We start from the raw sequence: 22,071 nt of genomic DNA on the forward strand, positions 1-22,071 counted from the left end.
CTCGTCGAGACGTCACCGATGTCCGCTCGCGCCCGGGACGCGCCGCGGTGTCCGCCAGGGCCGTGTCCGCCGTCAGGAGATGCCGAGCTCCTTGCTGATGAAGTCGATGACTTCGTCGTCGCTCGCTTGGTCCAGGCCGGCCGCGACGGCCGTGCGACCGGGCTCCTCGGCCCTGTCGCGCGCCCCCTCGCCCCAGCGCCGGGCGAGGGCCCGCAGGCGTGCCGCGACCCGCTCCCGCTCGTCGTCGTCGAGCCCGTCGCCGTCGAGGGACGCCGCCCAGTCGTCGAGCCGGGACAGGAGGGAGTCGACCCGCGAGCCGAGGCCGGGCAGCAGCTCGGCCCCGATGTGGTCGCCCAGGGCGGCCGGGGTCGGATGGTCGAAGACGAGCGTGGTCGGCAGGGTCAGGCCGGTCGCGGCGCCCAGGCGGTTGCGCAGCTCCACGGCGGTGAGCGAGTCGAACCCGAGGTCCTGGAAGGGGCGTTGCGGATCCACGCTCTCGGGGGTCAGATGCCCGAGGACCAGGGCGATCTGGGCGCGCACCAGGTCGAGGACGGCCGCGCTGCGCTCCTCGGGCGCGAGCGGCCCGAGGCGTTCCCGCAGCGCGTCCCCGGCGCCCGCCTCCGGGAGCGCGGCGGGGGCGCGGGCCAGGCCGCGCAGCGCCGCGGGCAGGTCCCCGGCCGCGGCGGCGGTGCCCAGGGCCGCGGTGTCGAGCCGTACCGGGACGAGGCCCGCCGCGCCGGTGGCGAGCGCGAGGTCGAGCAGCGCGAGGCCGTCCTCGGTGGACAGCTCGCCGACGCCGGAGCGGCCCGTGCGGTCCCGGTCCCGCTGCGCCAGGGCGGCCGCCATGCCGCCGCCCGCCCACGGGCCCCAGGCCAGGGACGTGCCCGGCAGGCCGGTGTCGTGGCGGTGCCGGGCGAGGGCGTCGAGGAAGGCGTTGGCCGCGGCGTAGTTGGCCTGGCCGCGGGTGCCGACGGTGGCCGTCGCGGACGAGAAGAGGACGAACGCGGCCAGGTCGGCGTCCCGCGTGAGCTCGTGCAGGTGCCAGGCGCCGTCGGCCTTGGGTGCGAACACCGTGCCGAGGCGCTCGGGCGTCAGGGACTGAAGGACGCCGTCGTCGACCACGCCCGCGGCGTGCACGACGGCGGTCAGCGGATGCTCGTCCGGCACCGTCGCGAGCATCCGTGCCACCGCGTCCCGGTCGGCCACGTCGCAGGCGACGGCCCGGACGGTCGTCGCGCCCGCCGGGGCGGAGCCGGTCAGCTCGGCCACGAGGTCCGCCATGCCGTCCGCGTCGGCTCCCCGGCGGCCCGCGAGCAGCAGGTGCCGGGCGCCGTGGGCGTGGACCAGGTGGCGGGCGACCGCGCCGCCGAGCGCGCCGGACGCGCCGGTGACCAGGACGGTGCCCTCGGGGTCCCAGGCGGCGGGCAGGGTGAGGACGATCTTGCCCACGTGCCGGGCCTGGGCGAGGAAGCGGAAGGCCGCGGGCGCTTCGCGCACGTCCCAGGTGGTCACCGGGAGGTGGCGCAGGCTGCCGTCGCCGAACAGCTCGACGATCGCGGCGAGCATCGCGCCGACCCGCTCGATCCCGGCGTCCATCAGGTCGAACGCGCGGTAGGCGACGCCCTCGTGGCGCTCGGCGACCTCGGCGGGGTCGCGGACGTCGGTCTTGCCCATCTCGACGAACCGGCCGCCGGGCCGCACCAGGCGCAGCGACGCGTCGAGGAGGTCGCGCGCCAGGGAGTTGAGGACGACGTCCACGCCGCCGCCGCTCGCCGTGGCGAAGCGCTCCTCGAACGCGTCGGTGCGGGAGGAGGCGAGGTGCGCGTCGTCGACGCCGAGGGCGCGCACGGCGTCCCACTTGGCGGGGCTCGCCGTCGCGTACACCTCGGCGCCGAGGTGCCGGGCGAGCTGCACGGCGGCCATGCCGACGCCGCCCGCCGCGGCGTGCACGAGCACCTTCTCCCCCGGCCGTACGTCCGCGAGGTCCACCAGGCCCTCGTAGGCGGTGAGGAACGCGACGGGCACGGCCGCGGCCTCGGTGAACGACCAGCCGCGGGGCATCCGGGCGATCAGACGGCGGTCGACGACGGCCGCCGGGCCGAGACAGCCGTCGGCGAGCCCGAACACCGGGTCGCCGGGGGCGAAGTCCGTGACGTCGGAGCCCACTTCGCTGACGACGCCCGCGATCTCGCCGCCCAGGGCCCGCTGGTCGGCGACCATGCCCAGGGCCATGACGACGTCGCGGAAGTTGAGTCCGGCCGCGCGCACCGCGACCCGGACCTGGCCCGGCGCGAGGGGCGCGGCGGCCGCCGGGCTCGGGGCGAGGGCCAGGTCGTCGGCCGCGCCCCCCTCGGTGAGGTCGACGCGCCACTGCGGTGCGCCGGGCGGGGGCACGAGGGTGCCCGCCGGTACGCCGCGGGCGAGGCGCGGCACGAGCGTCCGGCCCGCCCGGAGCGCGACGTCCGGTTCGTCCCCGGCGAGCGCGGTGCGCAGCGCCTCGGTCGACGCGGGCGTCCCGTCCACGTCGGCCAGGGCGAACCGTCCGGGGTGCTCCGCCCGCGCGGAGCGCACCAGGCCCCAGAGCGCGGCGGCGGCCAGGTCGGTGACGCGTTCGTCGGCCGTGGCCGCCACGGCGCCGCGGGTCACGACGGCGAGGCGGGCGGACGCGAGCCGGGGCTCGGTCACCCAGGTGCGGAGCACGGCGAGCACGGACGAGGCGAGGGCGCGGGCGGCGCCCGACTGGTCGCCGGTCCCGGAGGCTTGCGCGCCTCCGGGGGTCCCGCCGTGGCTCGGCAGGAGCACCAGGTCCGGGGCCTGCGCGCCGGCGTCGAGCGCGGCCAGGAGCGCCGCGGCGTCGGCGTGCGCGGGCACGCCGAGTCCGGCGGCGAGCCGGTCGTCGCCCAGGACGACGCAGTGCGGGGCCGGTTCGGCCGTGGCGTCCGGCGTCGGGAGCCAGCCGACGTGGAAGAGGGTGTCGTGGGTGCGGGTCGCGCGCAGTTCCTCGGCGGAGACGGTCCGGGTGACCAGGGCGCCGACCGACGCCACCGGGGTGCCCCGCTCGTCCCACAGGGACAGGCTCACCGTGTCGGTGCCCGCCGGGGCGAGACGCGCCCGCAGGGTCGGTGCGCCCGGGCCGTGGAAGGACACCTCCTGCCAGGAGAACGGCACCCGGACGCGGCCGCTCGGCCCCGCCGCGCCGTCGCGGACGAGGGCCGCGTGGAGTGCGGCGTCGAGCTGGGCCGGGTGGAGGCCGTACCCGCCGGTGGCGGGCCGCGCACCGGCGGGGAGCGCGATCTCCGCGTACAGCTCGTCGTCCTTGCGCCAGGCCCGCGCGAGGCCGCGGAAGGCGGGGCCGTACGCGAAGCCCGCGTCGGCCAGGCCGTCGTAGAAGCCGTCGAGCGCGACGGGTTCGGCTCCGGCGGGCGGCCAGGTCCGCCCGGGGCCCGGCGGCGCGGGGGCGGCGTCGGGGGCGAGGCCGCCGCGCGCGTGGCACACCCAGGGTTCGTCCGGCGCGGCGTCCTCGGGCCGCCCGTACACACCGACCGTACGGCGGCCCCGCTCGCCCTGCGCGCCGACGCGCACCTGGAGGTGGACGGCGCCCCGCTCGGGCAGGACCAGCGGGGCCTCCTGCGTCAGCTCGGCCAGGCGGTGGCAGCCCGCCTCGGCCCCGGCGCGCAGGGCCATCTCGACGACGGCGGTGCCGGGGACGAGCACGGAGCCCAGCATGACGTGGTCGGCGAGCCAGGGCTCCGTACGCCGGGACACGGTGCCGGTGAGGACGAGGCCCTGGGCGTCGGCGAGCTCCAAGGAGGCGCCGAGCAGCGGGTGTTCGAGCCCGGTGAGCCCGGCCGCGGTCACGTCGGCGGAGGGGCCGGAACCGGTCCAGGGGAAGCTCCGGCGCTGGAAGGGGTAGGTGGGCAGGTCCACGGTGCGGGCCCCGGTGAGGAACCGGGTCCAGTCGACCCGTGCGCCGTGCGCGTAGGCCGTGGCGAGGGCCGTGCGCACGGTGTCGGGCTCGGGCCTGCGGGAGCGGGCCGTGGGGATCACCACGGCGCCGGTGGCCGCGGGCTGCCCGGCGAGGCAGTCCTGGGCCATGGCGGTGAGCGTCGCGGAGGGGCCCACCTCCACGAAGGTGCGGGCGCCCGCCGCCACGAGCCGGCGCATCCCGTCGTCGAAGCGCACGGCCTCCCGGGCGTGGCGCACCCAGTACTCGGGCGAGCACAGCTGGTCCGCGCCCGCGATGTCGCCGGTGACGTCCGAGACGACGGGGATGCCCGGCGGATGGAAGGTGAGCTTCCGCGCGACCTGCCCGAACTCGTCGAGCATCGCGTCCATCTGGGGCGAGTGGAAGGCGTGGCTGACGCGCAGCCTGCGCGTTCTGCGGCCCTCGCCCTCGAAGTGCCCGGCGAGGGCGAGCACGGCGCTCTCGGTGCCGGACACGACCACCGACGACGGTCCGTTGACGGCGGCGAGGGCCAGGTCGTGCGGGTGGTCCGCGAGCCACGGCGCGATCTCGGCCTCGGTGGCCCGCACCGCGACCATCGCGCCGGTGCCGGGCAGGTCCTGCATCAGCCTGCCGCGCGCGGCGACGAGGGTGCACGCGTCCTCCAGGGAGAGGACCCCGCTGACGTGTGCGGCGGCCAGCTCGCCGATCGAGTGGCCGAGCAGCAGGCCGGGGGTGAGGCCCCCGTGCGTGAGCAGCCGGTACAGCGCCACTTCGTACGCGAACAGGGCGGGCTGGGTGTACGCGGTCCGTTCGAGGAGCGCGGCCTCCGGGGTGCCCTCGGCGGCGAACAGGACGTCCCGCAGCGGCCGTTCGAGGTGCGGATCCAGCTGCTCCGCCACCTCGTCGAGCGCCCGGGCGAACTCCGGGAAGGCGGCGGCCAGTTCGCGGCCCATGCCCGGGCGCTGGCTGCCCTGGCCGGAGAAGAGGAACGCCGTCTCGCCGTCGGCCGCGGTGCCCCGCACCAGGCCCGGCGCGGGCCGGTCCTCGGCCAGGGCCGCGAGCGCGGTGAGCAGCTCTTCCCGGTCGGCGGCCCACACCACGGCCCGCTGGTCGAGGGCGGCGCGGGTGGTCGCCAGGGAAAGGCCGAGGTCCACGGGCCGGACCTCGGTCCTGGCGCGCACGTGTGCGGCGAGGCGTTCGGCCTGGTCCCGCAGGGCCTGATCGCCCCGGGCGGAGACCACCAGCGGCACGGGTCCGGCGGGGGGCGTGGCCGCGTCGTCCGTGGTGGGAGCCGGGGCCGCCTCGTCGGTGCCGGGGGCCGGGGTCGTTGTCCGCGCGGGTTCCGCTGCGGCGTCCTGGGGGGCCTGTTCCAGGATGACGTGGGCGTTGGTGCCGCTGATGCCGAAGGAGGAGACGCCCGCGCGGCGCGGGCGCCCGGTCTCGGGCCAGGCGCGGTTCTCGGTGAGCAGCCGCACCGTGCCCGCCGACCAGTCGACGTGCGGGGTGGGCGCGTCCACGTGCAGGGTCCTGGGGAGCACGCCGTGCCGCATCGCCATGACCATCTTGATCAGCCCGGCGATGCCCGCGGCGCCCTGGGTGTGACCCAGGTTCGACTTGACGGAGCCCAGCCACAGGGGCCGTCCCGCCTCGCGCTCCCGGCCGTACGTGGCGATGAGCGACTGCGCCTCGATGGGGTCGCCCAGGGTGGTGCCGGTGCCGTGTCCCTCGACGGCGTCCACGAAGTCGGCGGAGAGGCGGGCCGTGGCCAGGGCGCGGCGGATGACGCGTTGCTGGGAGGGGCCGTTGGGCGCGGTCAGACCGTTGGAGGCACCGTCCTGGTTCACGGCGGAACCCCGTACGACAGCGAGCACCGGATGACCGTTGCGCCGGGCCTCCGACAGCCGCTCCAGAAGGACCAGGCCCACGCCCTCGCCCCAGCCGGTACCGTCCGCCGCCGCCGCGAACGCCTTGCACCGCCCGTCCGGCGCAAGACCCCGCTGCCTGCTGAACTCCACGAAGATGCCCGGGGTCGTCAGCACGGCGGCTCCCCCGGCCAGGGCCAGGTCGCACTCGCGCTGGCGCAGCGACTGGGCCGCCAGGTGGACCGCCGCGAGCGAGGCCGAGCAGGCGGTGTCGACGGTCATGGCCGGGCCTTCGAGGCCGAACGCGTAGGCCAGGCGCCCCGAGAGGACGCTGGCGGCGCCGCCGGTGACCTGGTGCCCCTCGCTGCCCTCGGTGGCCGGGGCGCCGTTGCCGACGGTCATCAGGACCGAGCCGACGAACGTGCCGACGGGCTCGCCGCGCAGCGCGCCGGGGCTGATGCCCGCCCGTTCGAAGGTCTCCCACGCGGTCTCCAGGAGGAGCCGCTGCTGGGGGTCCATGGCGGCGGCCTCGCGCGGACTGATGCCGAACAGGTCCGCGTCGAAGTCACCGGCGCCGTCGACGAAGCCGCCTTCGAGGGCGTACGTCCGGCCGGGCCGGTCGGGGTCGGGGTCGTACAGCGCGTCGGTGTCCCAGCCCCGGTCGGCGGGGAAGGGCGACATGGCGTCGGTGCCGGACTCCACCAGGCGCCACAGGTCCTCCGGGGAGCGGACGCCGCCCGGGTAACGGCAGCCCATCGCCACGACGGCGATCGGCTCCCGGGCCGCGGCGGCCAGTTCCCGGTTGCGGGCGCGCAGCGTCTCGACCTCCTTGAGGGAGGCCCGCAGCGCCTCGACGAACCGCTCGTCACCAGGGGGCATCGTGGTCCTCCGTGTTCGCGTGCGCTCCGTTGTCCAGGGCCATGGCGAGGAGCCCCTCCGAGTCCAAGTGGTCGATCGAGCCCGGCTCGTCCGGTTCCCGCGGCGGCTCCGCGGGCCCGGCCGGGCGGCCCGCGAGCTCCAGGAGGGCGTCGAGGAGGCCCGCGTCGCGCAGCCGGGGCAGCGGGATCGCGGCCAGGGCCGCGCGCACCGCGGCCTCGGTGTCGCGCCGGGCCTCGTCCGCGCCGTCCGGTGGGGCGAGTTCGGCGGCCAGGCGCGCGGCGAGCGCGGCGGGCGTGGGGTGGTCGAAGACCAGCGTGGCGGGCAGCCGCAGGCCGGTCGCCGCGGTGAGCCGGTTGCGCAGCTCCACGGCGGTCAGGGAGTCGAACCCGAGGTCCTTGAAGGCCCGGTCGCGCCCCACCGCCTCCGGCGACGGGTGGCCGAGCACGGTGGCGGTCTCGGCCCGCACCAGGTCGATCAGGTGCAGGTCGCGCTCCGCCGGGGGCAGCGCGGCCAGGCGGCGGCGCAGCGCCGCGGCCCCCGCGGCCCGGGTCGCGCCGCCGCGCCGGTCCGTGGCCCGGACGAGGCCGCGCAGGACCGGTGGCAGGGCGTCGCCGCGCGCCCGCAGCGCGGCCGTGTCCAGGCGCAGGGGCAGCGGCAGCGCCTCGGTGCCCGCCAGGGCCGCGTCGAGGAGGGCCAGCCCCTCGTCGGTGGCCAGCTCCTTCAGGCCCGAGCGCGCCAGGCGGGCCCGGCCCGCCCGGTCGAGCCCGGCCGTCATGGCGCTGGTGTCGGCCCACAGGCCCCAGCCCAACGACCAGGCGGGCAGGCCCTGTCGGCGGCGGCGCAGGACGAGGGCGTCCAGGAAGGCGTTGGCCGCCGCGTAGTTCCCCTGGCCCGCGCTGCCCAGGGTGGCGGCGGCGGAGGAGAACGCGACGAACGCCACGGGCCGTGCCGTGCGGGTCAGCTCGTCGAGGTGGAGCGCGGCGTCCGCCTTGGGCCGGAACACCCGGTCGATGCGGTCCGGGGTCAGTGCCGGGATCACCCCGTCGTCCAGGACGCCCGCGGCGTGCACGACGGCGGTCAAGGGGTGTGCGGCGGGCACCGCGCCGAGCACCTCGGCGAGCGCGGCCCGGTCGGCGGCGTCGCACGCCGCCCAGGTCACCTCCGCGCCGTGGTCCGCCAGTTCGGCACCGAGCGGCGCGGCCCCTTCGGCCTCGCCGCCGCGACGGCTCAGCAACAGCAGGTGCCGCACGCCGTGCGCGGTGACCAGGTGCCGGGCGACCGCGCGGCCCAGGGTGCCGGAGGCGCCGGTGACGAGCACGGTGCCGTCGGCGTCCCAGGGCGCCTCTCCCCCGTGCGGGGCGGGGGCGCGCTCCAGCCGGGGCACGAGGATCCGGCCCGCCCGGAGCACGAGGTGGGGCTCGTCCGTGGCCAGCGCGGCGGCGAGGGCGGCGGTGGACTCCGGGTGGCCGTCGGTCTCGACGAGCACGAACCGGCCGGGGTGCTCCGCCTGCGCCGAGCGCACCAGGCCCTGGACGGCCGCGACGGCGGGGTCCGCGAGGGCCTCGTCGTCGGAGTCGGGCGCGGCCGGGGCGCCGCGCGTGACGAGGACGAGCCGGGCCGGGGGCGCGGGTGCGGGGCCCGCCGGGCGGGGCGCGGCGGGGCCTGCGGCCGGGTCCGCGTCGCCCGCCCCGCCCTCGGCGAGCCAGCCCTGGAGCAGGTCGAGGGTCCGGCAGGTCAGGGTCCGCGCCCGGGCGGCGTCGTCGTCCGGGTCCGCCGCCGTGGGCAGCGGTACGAGGACCGCGTCGGGGGCGGGGGCGCCGGCGGCGAGGGCCGTGCGGTACGCGGCCAGGTCCGGGAACTCGCCTGCCGGGGCGGGCAGTTCCGTGGTCTCGCCGCCGAGCACGGCCCACGCTCGGGGCGGTGCGGGCGCCGGGGCGGGGGCGGGCACCAGGGCGAGCCGGTAGAGGCAGTCCCCGGCGCCGCCGGCGGCCCGGAGCTGCTCGGGCGGGACGGGACGCGCGGCCAGGGAGCGCACGCTCACCGCGGGCGTGCCGTCGGCGTCCGTGACCAGGACCGACACGTCCTGGGCCGCGCCGGGCGAGACGCGGACGCGCACGGCGGGTCCGCACGGCCCGTGGAAGTCCACGTCGTTCCAGGCGAACGGCATGGCCGCGCCGCCGGTGTCCGGGGTGCGCAGCAGACAGGCGTGCAGGCCCGCGTCGAGCAGCGCCGGGTGGGCGCGGTAGCGGTCCGCGCCCGCGTGGTCCTCGGCGGGCAGCGCCGCCTCGGCGAGGACCTCGTCGCCCAGGCGCCAGGCGGTGTGCAGGCCGCGGAACGTCGGCCCGTACGACAGGCCGATGTCGTCCATGCGGTCGTAGAACTCCGTGAGGTCCACGGGCTCGGCCCCCGGTGGCGGCCAGACGCCGTCGAGGGCGGGGGGCGCCTCGGGGCCCTCCTCGGTGAGCACGCCGCGGGCGTGGCACGTCCAGGGGTCCTCCGGGGGCGCGTCCTCGCGGCGCGCGTGCACGCCGAGCGCCCGGGTCCCGTCGCCGTCGGGGGCCGCGACGCGGACCTGGATCCGCACCGCGCCGCGTTCGCCGAGGACCAGCGGCGCCTCCTGGAGGAGCTCCGCGACGCGCGGGCACCCGGCCTCGGCCCCGGCCAGGGCGGCCAGTTCGAGGAAGGCGGTGCCCGGCACGACCACGGTGTCGCCCACGGCGTGGTCGGCGAGCCACGGGTGCGTGTCCAGGGACCAGCGCGCGGTGAGGACGGTCTCCGCCGAGCCCGCGAGCTCGACGCGGGCGCCGAGCAACGGGTGCGCCGCGCTGCCCAGGCCCGCCGCGGTGACGTCGCCGGAGCCCGCGGGCGTGTCCAGCCAGAACCGGCGCCGCTGGAAGGCGTACGTCGGCAGGTCCACGACGTGCGGCGCGCGGCCCGCCCACGCGGCCGCCCAGTCGACGGCGACACCGCGGGTGTACGCCTCGGCGACGGAGGCCGAGAAGCGCTCGAGGCCGCCCTGGTCGCGCCGCAGGGAGCCGACGGCCACGCCCGTCCGCTCGGGCTGCTCGGCGAGGGTCTCGGCCACGCCCACGGTGAGCATCGGGTGCGGGCTCGCCTCGACGAAGGCGCCGTAGCCGCGGTCGAACAGCTCCCGCACGGCGGGCTCGAACCGCACCGGCTCGCGCAGGTTGCGGTACCAGTAGGCGCCGTCGAGCCCGGCGGTGTCCTGGAAGCCGCCCGTCACCGTGGAGAAGAACGCGACGTCGCCCGTGCGCGGGTGCAGCTCCGCCAGGTCGTGGCCGATCCGCTCGCGCACCGCTTCGACGTGCGGCGAGTGCGAGGCGTAGTCCACGGGGATCCGGCGCGCCCACGCACCGGTCTCCGCGCAGTGGCGAAGGAGTGCGTCGAGGGCCGCCGTGTCGCCCGAGACCACCACCGACGCGGGGCCGTTGACCGCCGCGAGCGAGAGGCGCCCGTCCTGGGCGGCGACCAGCTTCTCGGCGTCGGCGGCGGACAGCGCGAGGGAGACCATGCCGCCGCGCCCCGCGATGGCGGTCAGGGCGCGGCTGCGCAGGGCGACCACGCGGGCCCCGTCGGCCAGGGAGAGACCGCCCGCGACGCAGGCCGCGGCGATCTCGCCCTGCGAGTGGCCCACCACGGCGGCGGGTTCCACGCCGTAGGAGCGCCACAGCTCGGCGAGCGACACCATGACCGCCCACAGCGCGGGCTGGACGACGTCGACCCGGTCCGGGTCGACACCGGTCGGCACACCCCGTACGACGTCCAGCAGGGGCCAGTCGACGTACGGGGCGAGGGCGTCGGCGCACGCGGTCAGGCGCTCGCGGAAGACCGGTGCGCCGTCCCACAGACCGGCGGCCATGCCCGCCCACTGCGCGCCCTGGCCGGGGAAGACGAACACCGTCCTGCCCGGGTCACCGGCGAGCCCCTCGACGGCGCCGGGCGCCTCGTGCCCCTGGGCCACGGCGGCGAGGCCCGCGAGGAGGGCGTCCCGGTCGCCGCCCAGGACCACCGCCCGGTGGGCGAGGGCGGCCCGCGTGGTCAGGAGGGAGTGCGCGACGTCGACGGGGTCGAGCCGCGGGTCGGCGGCGACGCGTGCGCGAAGCCGGGCCGCCTGGGCGCGCAGCGCGGGCTCGCTCCGGGCGGACACCGTCAGCGGGACGGGCCCCGCGGAGGCCTCGGCGGGCCCGCCGCCGCCACGGGGAGCCGCCGGGGCTTCGCCGTCCGCCGCGGCGGGCGCCTGCTCCAGTACGACGTGCGCGTTGGTGCCGCTGATGCCGAAGGAGGAGACCGCGGCCCGGCGCGGGCGGCCCGTCTCCGGCCAGGGGCGGGCCTCGGCGAGGAGTTCCACCGCGCCCGACGCCCAGTCGACGTGCGGCGAGGGCGCGTCCACGTGCAGGGTGCGGGGCAGCACGCCCCGGCGCAGCGCCATGACGGTCTTGATGACCCCGGCGACGCCCGCGGCGGCCTGCGGGTGCCCCAGGTTCGACTTGACCGAGCCCAGCCACAAGGGCCGCTCCGCGGGGCGTTGTTGGCCGTAGGTCGCGAGGAGCGCCTGGGCCTCGATGGGGTCGCCGAGGGTGGTGCCGGTGCCGTGCGCCTCGACGGCGTCGACGTCGGCCGCCGCGAGCCGGGCGGCGGCCAGGGCCTGGCGGATCACGCGTTCCTGGGAGGGGCCGTTCGGGGCGGTGAGGCCGTTGCTCGCGCCGTCCTGGTTGACGGCGGAGCCGCGGACCACTGCGAGGACGCGGCGCCCGGCGCGGACCGCGTCCGACAGGCGCTCGACGAGGAGGACACCGGCGCCCTCGCCCCAGACCGTGCCGTCGGCGGCGGCCGCGAACGGCTTGCAGCGGGCGTCGGCGGCGAGCGCGCCCTGCCTGCTGAACTCGGTGAAGGCGTGCGGCGTGCACATCACGGTGACGCCGCCCGCGAGGGCGCGGTCGCAGTCGCCGCCGCGCACCGCCTGCACGGCCAGGTGCAGTGCCACGAGCGACGACGAGCAGGCCGTGTCCACCGTGACGGCCGGGCCCTCGAAGCCGAAGGTGTACGCGATCCTGCCGGTGGCGACGCTGCCGGACCCGCCGGTGCCGAGGTAGCCGCCCGCGTCGTCCGGCACGGTCGCGTGCCGCGTCGTGTAGTCGTGGTACATCAGGCCCGCGAACACGCCGGTGCGGCTGCCCCGGAGGGTGGTGGGGTCGAGGCCCGCGCGTTCCAGGGCCTCCCAGGAGACCTCCAGGAGGAGGCGCTGCTGCGGGTCCATCGCCACCGCCTCGCGCGGGCTGATGCCGAAGAACTCGGGGTCGAAGCCCGCGGCGTCGTGCAGGAATCCGCCCTGCGCGGCGTGCGCGGCGGAGCCGGGGTCCCAGCCCCGGTCGGTGGGGAAGGCGGAGATGGCGTCGCCGCCCCGGTCCACCAGGTCCCACAGGTCCTCGGGCGAGCCGACGCCGCCCGGGAACCGGCAGGCCATGCCGACGACGGCGATCGGCTCGTCGGCCGGGACGGCGACCGGTCGCGGCACCGGCGTCCGGGCCGGGGCGCCCTGTCCGGTGAGGCGGTCGATGAGGTGCTCGGCGAGGGCCTGCGGCGTCGGCCGGTCGAAGACGAGGGTGGCGGGCAGGCGGAGCCCCGTCACCCGGGCGAGGCGGTTGCGCAGCTCGACCGCGGTGAGCGAGTCGAAGCCCAGCTCCTTGAACGCCAGGCCCGGTTCGACGGCGGTCGGCCCCGCGTAGCCGAGGACGGCGGCGACCTGGGCGCGGACGACGTCGAGGACCTTCGCAGCCCGGTCCCCCGGCGCGAGCGCGGCGAGGTCGCGCGTCAGGGCGGAGTCGTCGGCGGCGCCCGCGGCGGCACGCCGGGCCGGGGGCCGCACCAGGCCGCGCAGCAGCGGGGGCACGCCGTCGGCGGCGGCCCGGGCGCGCACGGCGGACAGGTCGAGGCGGGTGGGGACGACGGCGGGCAGGCCGCAGCTGAGGCCCGCGTCGAGCAGGGCGAGGCCGTCCTCGGTGGTCAGGGAGGTGGCGCCGGAGCGGCGCAGCCGGTCGCGGTCGGTGTCCGACATCCGGGCCGTCAGCGCGCTGGCCTGCTCCCACAGGCCCCAGGCTAGGGACAGCGCGGGGAGGCCGCGGGCCCGCCGGGCGCGGGCGAACGCGTCGAGGAAGGCGTTGGCGGCCGCGTAGCCGCCCTGGCCCGCGGTGCCGAACGTACCGGCCGCCGACGAGCACACGACGAACGCCGTGAGGTCCGCACCTTCGGTCAGTTCGTGCAGGTGGACCACCGCGTCGACCTTGGGCCGGAACACGGTGTCGAGCCGCTGCCCGGTCAGGGCCGACACGACGCCGTCGTCGAGGACGCCGCCGGCGTGGACGATCCCGCGCAGCGGCCGGTCGTGCGGTACGTCGGCGAGGACGGCGGCGAGGGCCGCGCGGTCGGCGAGGTCGCAGGCGGCCCAGCGCACGCGGGCGCCCGACTCCGTGAGCCCGGCGGTCAGTTCGGCGGCTTCGGGCGCGGCGGCGCCGCGGCGGCTCACCAGGAGCAGGTGCCGCACGCCGTGCGCGGTGACGAGGTGGTGTGCCACGGCCCGGCCGAGCACGCCCGACGCGCCGGTCACCAGGACCGTGCCGTCGCCGTCGAAGGGGCCGGTCGCCTCGGCCGCGGCGGGAGCCTCGGCCACGGGGACCCTGCGGAGCCGGGGGACGCGCACCTCACCGGCCCGCAGGGCCAGTTGCGGCTCGTCGCCGCGACCGGCGGCGGGCAGCGCGTCGGCCGGGGGCTCCCGGCCGTCCCAGTCGACGAGGACGAACCGGTCGGGGTGCTCCGCCTGGGCCGAGCGCACCAGCCCCCAGGCCGCCGCGAGGGCGGGGTCGGCCGTCCCGTCGTCGTCCGTGGCGACGGCTCCCCGGCTCACCAGGACGAGCCGGGCGGTGGCGAACCGGTCGTCGCCGAGCCACTCCTGAAGGAGCGTCAGGGTTGCGCCGGTGGTCTCCCGGGCGGCCGTGGGCAGGTCGCCGGAGCAGGTCGGCAAGGGAGCGAGCACCGCGTCGGGGACGTCGTCCGGTCCGGCGGCCACGGCCGCGAGGTCCGGCTCGCGGCGCACGGCGGCGCCGGTGGCCGCAAGGGCCGGGGCGAGCGCGTCGAGGCCGTCGAGGACCGCCCACGACCGGGGCGGCGCGGCGGCGCTGCCGGGTGCCGGGGCCCAGTCGACGGCGAACAGCGCGTCCGTGGGCTTCCCCGCGGCCGGGCGCAGGTCGTCCAGGGGTACGGGCCGTACGGCGAGGGACTCCACGGACACGACGGGGGCGCCGGTCGCGTCGGCCGCGTCCAGGGCGACGGCGTCCGGCCCGAGCCGGGTGATCCGCACGCGCAGCCCGGTGGCGGCGACCGCGTGGACCTCGACGCCGGACCAGGAGAACGGCAGGCGCGGGCCCGCGTCCGCGGGCGCCCCGGCGTCGTCGAGGGCCACCGCGTGCAGCGCGGCGTCCAGCAGGGCGGGATGGACCGCGAAGCCCTCCGGCTCCGCGTCGTCGGCCAGCGCGACCTCGGCGTAGAGCTCGTCGCCGAGGCGCCAGGCGGCCCGCAGCCCCTGGAAGGCGGGGCCGTAGCGCAGGGAGAGCTCGGCCAGGTCCGCGTACGCCCGCTCCACCGCGACGGGGGCGGCGCCCGGCGGCGGCCAGGCCGCCAGGGTCCGGCCGCCGCCCTGTTCGGCGGGGGTGAGGGAGCCCGCCGCGTGGGTGGTCCACGGCGTGTCCGGGGCGTCCTCGGGGCGGGCGTGCAGGGTGAGCGCGCGGGCGCCGTGCGCGTCGGCGGGGGCGATCAGGGCGCGCAGCTGGACCCCGCCGCGCGGCGGGAGCACCAGCGGCGCCTGGAGGGTCAGTTCCGCCACGCGGTCGCAGCCGACCTGCTCGGCGGCCCGGACGGCCAGTTCCAGGAACGCCGTGCCGGGCAGCAGCACGGCCTCGCCGACCGCGTGGTCGCCGAGCCAGGGCCCGGTGTCGCGGGACACGCGCCCGGTGAGCAAGGTGCCGCCGGAGTCGGGCAGTTCGGTGGCCGCGCCCCACCAGGGGTGGTCGAGGGGGCTCAGTCCGACGGCCGTGGCGTCCCCGGCCGCGGGGGCGGCGTCCAGCCAGTAGCGCTGCCGGTCGAAGGCGTACGTCGGCAGGTCCACGCGGCGGGCGCCGGTGCCCGCGAAGAGGCGCTCCCAGTCGGGGGACCGGCCACCGGCGTGGAGGGCGCCGAGGGAGCGCAGGAAGCGGTCGGGGCCGCCCTCGTCCCGCTGGAGCGTGCCCGTGACGAGGGCGTCCCCGCCGAGCTCGCCGAGCGTCTCGGTGAGGCCGAGGGCGAGGACGGGGTGGGGGCTGCACTCGACGAACGCCCCGTGTCCGGTGGCGGCGAGGCGCTCGACGGCGTCGGAGAGCCGTACCGTCCGGCGCAGGTTGCGGAACCAGTAGTCGGCGGTCAGCTCCTCGCCCGCCAGGACGTCGCCGGTGACCGTCGAGTACAGGGGGAGCTTCCCGGCGCGCGGGCGCAGCGGCGCGAGCTGGGCGAGCAGGTCGTCGCGCAACAGCTCGACCTGCGGGGAGTGCGAGGCGTAGTCCACGGCGACGCGCCGGGTGCGCACGCCGTCGCGCTCGCAGTCGGCCATCAGCTCGTCGAGCGCCGCGGGGTCGCCGGAGACGACCACGGACGAGGGGCCGTTGACGGCGGCGAGGGCGACGCGGTCGCCCCACCGCTCCAGGCGGGCGCGGGCGTCGGCGGCCGGGGCCGCCACGGAGACCATGCCGCCCGCACCGGCCAGCTTCCCGGCGATCAGGCGGGACCGCAGGGCCACGACGCGGGCGCCGTCGTCCAGGGAGAGCGCGCCCGCCACGCAGGCCGCCGCGATCTCGCCCTGCGAGTGCCCGATCACGGCCGCGGGCTCCACGCCGTGGGCGCGCCACAGCTCGGCCAGTGACACGAGGACCGCCCACAGCACCGGCTGGACCACGTCGACGCGGTCGGTGGCCTCGGCGTCGGCGGTGCCGGACACCACGTCGCGCAGCGACCAGTCGACGTACGGTCCGAGCGCGGCCGCGCAGGCGAGCATCCGCTCGCGGAAGACGGCGGAGGCGTCCATGAGTTCCACGGCCATGCCCGGCCACTGCGAGCCCTGGCCGGGGAAGACGAAGACGGTCTTGCCGAGGTCCCGCGCCACGGACTCGGCCAGGTCGGGCCGCGGCTCCCCGGCGGCGAGCGCGGCGGTGCCGCGCAGCAGTTCGTCGCCGTGGCGGCCCACGACGACGGCCCGGTGGGCCAGGGGCGCGCGCGTGGTCGCCAGCGCGTACGCCACGTCGAGGGGGCGCAGGCCGGGGCGGTCCCGCAGGTGGTCGCGGAGCCGGGCCGCCTGGGCGCGCAGTGCCTCGGGGGTGCGGGCGGAGAGCACCCAGGGGACGGGGGGCGGGGCGGTGCTCCCGGTGTCCCCGCCGTCCGTCCCGTGCCCGGCGTCCGCGATGTCCGTGAGGCCCGTGGCGCCGGGTACGGGCTCCTGCGCGGCCTCCTCGACGATCACGTGGGCGTTGGTGCCGCTGATGCCGAAGGAGGACACGCCCGCCCGGCGCGGCCGGTCGTCGCGGGGCCAGGGCCTGGCCTCGGTCAGGAGCCGCACGGCGCCCTGGGACCAGTCCACGTGCGGGCTCGGCTCGTCGGCGTGCAGGGTCCGGGGCAGCGTGCCCGCGCGCAGCGCCATGACCGTCTTGATGACGCCCGCGACACCCGCGGCGGCCTGGGAGTGGCCGATGTTCGACTTCAGCGATCCCAGCCACAACGGCCTTTCCGGGTCCCGCTGTTGTCCGTACGTGGCGAGCAGGGCCTGGGCCTCGATGGGGTCGCCGAGGCTGGTGCCCGTGCCGTGCGCCTCCACGGCGTCGACGTCGGCGCCGGTGAGTCCGGCGTTCGCCAGGGCGGCGCGGATGACCCGCTGCTGGGACGGGCCGTTCGGCGCGGTGAGGCCGTTCGAGGCGCCGTCCTGGTTGACGGCGCTGCCGGTGACGACGGCGAGCACGGGGTGGTCGTGGCGCCGCGCGTCGGACAGCCGCTCCACCAGGAGGATGCCGACGCCCTCGGCGAGCCCCGTGCCGTCGGCGCCCGAGGCGAACGCCTTGCACCGGCCGTCGGGGGCGAGCACGCGCTGGCGGCTGAACTCCAGGAGCGTGGCCGGGCTCGACATCACCGTGACGCCGCCGGCGAGGGCGAGGTCGCACTCGTTGTTCCGCAGCGCCTGCACGGCCAGGTGCAGGGCCACGAGCGAGGAGGAGCAGGCCGTGTCCAGGGTGACGGCCGGGCCTTCGAGGCCGAAGGTGTAGGCGACGCGGCCGGAGGCGACGCTCGCCGCGCGCCCGGTCTCCAGCTGCCCCTCGTACTCCGTGAGGGTGCCGGGGAGCCGTGCCGTGTAGTCCTGGCCCATCATCCCGGTGAAGACCCCGGTGCGGCTGCCGCGCAGCGCGTCGGGGGTGAGCCCGGCGCGCTCGAAGGTCTCCCAGGAGACTTCGAGCAGCAGCCGCTGCTGGGGGTCCATCAGGAGGGCCTCGCGCGGGCTGATCCCGAACAGGCCCGCGTCGAAGGACGTGACGTCGGCGAGGAACCCGCCCTCGCGCGCGTAGGTGGTGCCCGGCCGGTCCGGGTCGGGGTCGTAGAGCCCCTCGGTGTCCCAGCCCCGGTCGGTGGGGAGCGCGGCGATCCCGTCCGTGCCCGAGCCGACGAGTCGCCACAGCTCCTCGGGGGACGTCACGCCGCCCGGGAAGCGGCAGGCCATCGACACCACGGCGATCGGCTCCCGGCCCGCCGCCCGGGCGGCCCGCAGCCGCTCGCGGGTCTGGCCCAGCTCGGCGGTGAGGCGCTTGAGGTAGTCGAGCGTCCTGTCGTCATCGGTCATGTCGAAGGTGCTGCCCTTCCCGGGAAGATGTCGGACCTCGTGGGCGGGGGCCCGTCGCGGCGACCGCGGCACCGGTCACCGCGGGGACCCCTCCGGTCAGGCCCCGCCGAAGCGCAGCGGCAGGACGTCGGGGCCGGACACGCCGGTGGAGGGCCGCCAGGTGATCGGCCCGGTGACCTGGGGCGCGTCGAGCCGGGCCGACAACACCTGGAGGGCCTCGGCGAGTTCGAGGCGGGCGAGGGCCGCGCCCAGGCAGAAGTGCGTGCCGCCGCCGAAGGCCAGGGTGCCCGCGTCGCGCTTGACGGTGATGTCGAAGCGGTCGCCGTCCTCGAACACCAGGGGGTCGCGCTGCGCGGAGTGGGCGCACAGCCACACCGGGGTCCCGGCGGGGATGAGCAGGTCGTTGAAGGTGAAGGTCTCGGCCGCCGCCTTGGTGGCGACCACGGTCGTGGTCGGGCACCAGCGCAGCACCTCCTCGACGGCCTGGGGCGCGAGTTCGGGCCGCTCGCGCAGCAGAGCCCACTGCTCGGGGTACTGGGAGAACGCCACCATGGCGTGGCCGAGCTGGTGGCTCGTCGTCTGGTACCCGGCGACGAGCAGGGTCGCGATGAGGGTGCGCAGTTCGCGGTCGTCGAGCGCGTCGTCCTCCTGCTGGGCGCGCAGGATGTCGGAGAACAGGTCGTCGCCGGGGTTCTCCTTGAGCTTCTGCACGACCTTCTCGAAGTAGCCGTACATGCCCGCGAGGCCCTCCTCCACCTCGGAGACGCGGCTCTGGTCGGGGCCGAGGGCGAGGACCAGGTTGGTGTTCTTGCACCAGCGGCCGACGACGGCGTGGTCCTCCGGCGGGAAGCCGAGCATCTCGCACACCACGGCGGCGGGCAGCGGGTCGGCGTAGGCGGACACGAACTCGCACGCGCCCCCGGCCGCCACCAGCTCGTCGGCGAGGCGCTCGGCGGTGGCGCGGATGAACGGCTTCAGGGCGTTGATGCGGCGAGAGGTGAACCCGTGCGTGACCAGGCCGCGCAGCCGGCGGTGGTCGGGCCCCTCCAGGCTCTGCATGAAGTCGCGCATGAACTCGCGCACCAGGCCTTCGGCGGGCCCGACGAGGTCCACGACCTCGCGGAAGCCGGAGACCAGGCGCGGGTCACGGGAGAGGCTGTGCGCCTCGGCGTAGCGCAGCACGAGCAGGCCGAGGGGGGTGCCCGCGATCCAGGACCGCTCCCTTGCCTCGGCGACCTCGGCGGAGTCCCACACGAACGCCGGGTCGGTGATGTCCAGGAACGGCAGGTTCTCCCAGGCTGTCTCGGTCTCTTCGACGGTCGTCATGCTCGGTCCTCTTCTCGCGGATCGGGGAGGCGGGTGCTGGTCGGGAGGCGGGTGCTGCTCGGGAAGGGGGTGCTGCTCGGGAGGGGGGGTGCGCTGCCGCACCGCATTCTGTTCAGGGGCTCTTGGCGCCTTCTTGGAACCGGCTTGGATCTTGGTGGGGGCGCCGTTCACGGGAGGTCGGCGGGCACGTCGGCGTAGCGGGCGGTGAGCGTGGCGGTCAGGGCGGCGACGTCCGGGTCCGGGGCGAAGGCCACCTCGTCGACGGAGGCGACGGGCCGGACGCCGAAGGCCGCGTTGGTCGCGAACGCGCCGCGCAGCGCGCCGAGTCCGGCCCGGGTGACGCTCGCGTCGCCGACCGTCACGCCCGCCGCGGCGGCCGCGTCCCGCAGCAGGCGCGCGGTCACGCCGGGCAGACAGCGCCCCCGCGGCCACAGCAGCCGGGCCCCGTCCCAGAAGCAGATGTTCCAGGTGGTGCCCTCCAGGACGTGGCCCTCGTGGTCGAGCAGCAGGGCGTCGTCGAAGCCGCGCCGCCGGACGTCCGCGCGAAGGCGCAGCGTGCCGAGGAGTCCGGTGTGCTTCACCTCCGGCAGCTCCCGTACGTACGCGGCGGTCGTCAGCCGCAGCGGCGGCGCCTGCGCGGCGGGCGCGGGCCGGGTGCTGAGCAGCGCGGTCGGGGTGGCCGTGCCGGGGCCGTCGAGGGTGGTGTCCGGCGCGCACACGGTCACGCGGACCGTCACGGGCGCCTCGTGCGCGCGGGCGACGCGACGCAGCGCCGCGCGGACGCCGTCGGTGAGCCCGGTGACGGTGTCCGGGTCCGTGCCGAAGAGCGTGCGGCAGTCGTCGGCGAGGCGGCGCAGGTGCAGCCCGAGGCCGCGGACGCCGCCCCGTTCGACGCGCAGGGTGGTGAAGTGGCCGTAGTTGTACAGGGCGAGGCCCGCCAGGTCGCCGGGGGTCGCGGGGCTGCCGTCGAGGCGGGTGACGGCCACGGGGGCCCGGGGCGCGGCGGCCGGGGCGGGGGTGTGCGGGGCCGTCACGGGGTGCTCCGCTCGGGGTCGCCCGCCGCGTCGAGCTGGGCGTGCGCCCGCACCAGGGCCTGGCCCTTGAGGAGCACCTCGTCGAACTCGTCGTCCGGGTCCGAGTCGAGGACGATCGCGCCGCCCGCGCCGATGACCGTGCCCGCGGCGGAGGTCACCGCCGTGCGGATCACGATGTTGAGGTCGGCGCCGCCGCACAGCCCGAAGTAGCCGATGGTGCCGGAGTAGATGCCCCGGGCCTCCTGTTCGAGGCGGTCGATGATGGCCATCGTCCGCAGCTTCGGGGCGCCGGTCATCGAGCCGCCGGGGAAGCACGCCCGGACGCAGGCGACGGGGTCCACGTCGTGCCGCAGCCGCCCGCGGACCGTGGTGACGAGCTGGTGGACCGTCGCGTACGACTCGGTGACCATGTACGCGGGGACGCCGACGGAGCCCACCTCGCAGACCCGGCCGAGGTCGTTGCGGAGCAGGTCGACGATCATGAGGTTCTCGGCCCTGGTCTTCGCCGACGCGGCCAGGGAGCGGCGCAGCGCCTCGTCGCTGACCGGGTCCGCGCCCCGGGGGGCCGTGCCCTTGATGGGCTTGCTCTCCACCGTGCCGTCGCGTTCGACGCGCAGGAACCGCTCCGGGGACGAGCAGACGACGCTGACCCCGCCGAGGCGCAGATAGGCGGCGTAGGGCGCCGGGTTGAGGCCGCGGAGCTTCAGGTGGTAGGCGAGCGGGTCCTTCAGGGGCGGCAGGCGGACCCGGTTGGTCAGGCAGATCTCGTAGCTCTCGCCGCTGCGCAGCTGGTCGAGGCAGTCCTCGATGTCGTCGACGTACGCGGCGCGGTCGCGGCTGAGGACGGCCCCCTCCGACGGCGCCGCGGCCACCGGGGCCGGGGCGGGGGCGGGCGCGGCGTCGGGCAGCGCCCGCACCTCCCGGGCCGTGTCCCGCACCCAGGCGCGGGCGGCGTCGAGGTCGCCCGCCGCGGGGGTGCTCAGGGCCAGGACGTAGGTGGTGTCCTGAAGGTGGTCCACGGCGACGAGGCGGTCGGCGAACAGCCAGGCGGCGTCGGGGGTCTCGGCGCTGTGGACGTTCGGGCTGCCGCACTCGCCCTTGAGTTCGTAGCCGAAGTAGCCGACGTAGCCGCCGTTGAGGTCGAAGGGCAGGTCCGGCGCGGTGAGGCCGCGGGCGCGCAGCCGGCCCTGGAGCACCTCGAATATGGTGCCGGGCTCGGTGCGTTCGCCGGTGGCGTCGCGGACCGTCACCGAGGTGTCGCCGGTGCGGTAGGTGAGCGTCTCGGCGAGCGGGCCCCTGTCGTCGCCGAGGAAGGAGAACCGGGCGGGGCCGACGCCGGGCGCGCTGCTGTCGAGCCAGAAGGCGTACGCGCTGTCCGCGTAGCGCGCGGTGAACAGGGCCTCGGTGTCGACCGCCCGGTCCACGGTCTCGACCACGGCCTCCAGGTGGGTGCTGGGGGTGCCGCCGAGGGGCGGGGACCAGTGGGCGCGCTCCGGCGGGGCCGCGGCGTAGTGGCCGCCGATGAGCTCCGCGAAGTTGCGCAGGAGCTGGGCGCCCCACTCGCTCGCCACGGACTCCGGGTGGAACTGCAGGCCCCAGCGCGGCAGGGTGCGGTGCCGCAGGGCCATCACGGTGCCGTCCTCCGCCCAGGCCGTGGCCCGCAGCGCCTCGGGCAGCGGCTCGGTGACCCGCAGCGAGTGGTAGCGCACCGCGGTGAACTGCTGGGGCAGGCCGTCGAACAGGTCCTCGCCGCCGTGCCGGACCCGGGTCAGATGGCCGTGCCGGGGCGTGCCGGGCTCGACGCGTCCGCCGTAGTGGTGGGCGATCGCCTGGTGCCCCAGGCACACCCCGAGCACCGGCACGTCCTGCCAGCGGTCCAGGACCTCCTGTACGAAGCCGAGGTCGGTGGGGCGCTGGGGGCGGCCGGGCCCCGGGGAGATCACCACGCAGTCGAACGCCGCCGGGTCGCACTTGGCCCACGCCGGGTCGTCGTTGACGAGGACCGTCGGTTCCTTGCCGTACACCTGGGCGAGGAGCTGGAACAGGTTGTAGGTGTAGGAGTCGTAGTTGTCGATCAACAGCGCGCGCATCGGGCTTCCTTCC

At 77.4% G+C, this 22,071-nt stretch carries 5 protein-coding genes; all 5 read right to left on the reverse strand.

The features are described 5' to 3' along the window. Positions 1–72: 72 nt before the first annotated feature. The 5 genes from AC5WAM_RS07595 to pabB all read right to left on the reverse strand — a co-directional run bounded on the left by AC5WAM_RS07595 (position 73) and on the right by pabB (position 22,058). Positions 73–6,654: a type I polyketide synthase gene (locus tag AC5WAM_RS07595; RefSeq protein ID WP_495523527.1), complete on the reverse strand. Its 6,582-nt coding sequence runs from the start codon at positions 6,652–6,654 to the stop codon at positions 73–75. A gap of 19 nt (positions 6,655–6,673) precedes the next feature. Next, on the reverse strand, positions 6,674–17,557 hold the full coding sequence (locus AC5WAM_RS07600; RefSeq protein ID WP_495523528.1) for a type I polyketide synthase: 10,884 nt from the start codon (positions 17,555–17,557) through the stop codon (positions 6,674–6,676). Positions 17,558–17,704: 147 nt separating this feature from the next. Then, a complete protein-coding gene (locus tag AC5WAM_RS07605; protein WP_366790615.1) occupies positions 17,705–18,934 on the reverse strand; it encodes a cytochrome P450 in 1,230 nt (409 codons plus the stop codon). Between the two features lie 167 nt (positions 18,935–19,101). Then, a complete protein-coding gene (locus AC5WAM_RS07610) occupies positions 19,102–19,968 on the reverse strand; it encodes an aminotransferase class IV (protein WP_495522066.1) in 867 nt (288 codons plus the stop codon). Beyond that, the gene (gene pabB, locus AC5WAM_RS07615) at positions 19,965–22,058 is read right to left on the reverse strand and encodes an aminodeoxychorismate synthase component I (RefSeq protein ID WP_495522067.1); all 2,094 of its coding nucleotides are present in this window, start codon (positions 22,056–22,058) and stop codon (positions 19,965–19,967) included. Before pabB ends, AC5WAM_RS07610 begins: the two co-directional genes overlap by 4 nt. Positions 22,059–22,071: the final 13 nt, after the last annotated feature.

The sequence above is a fragment of the Streptomyces sp. JLYT201 genome, assembly GCF_059448825.1.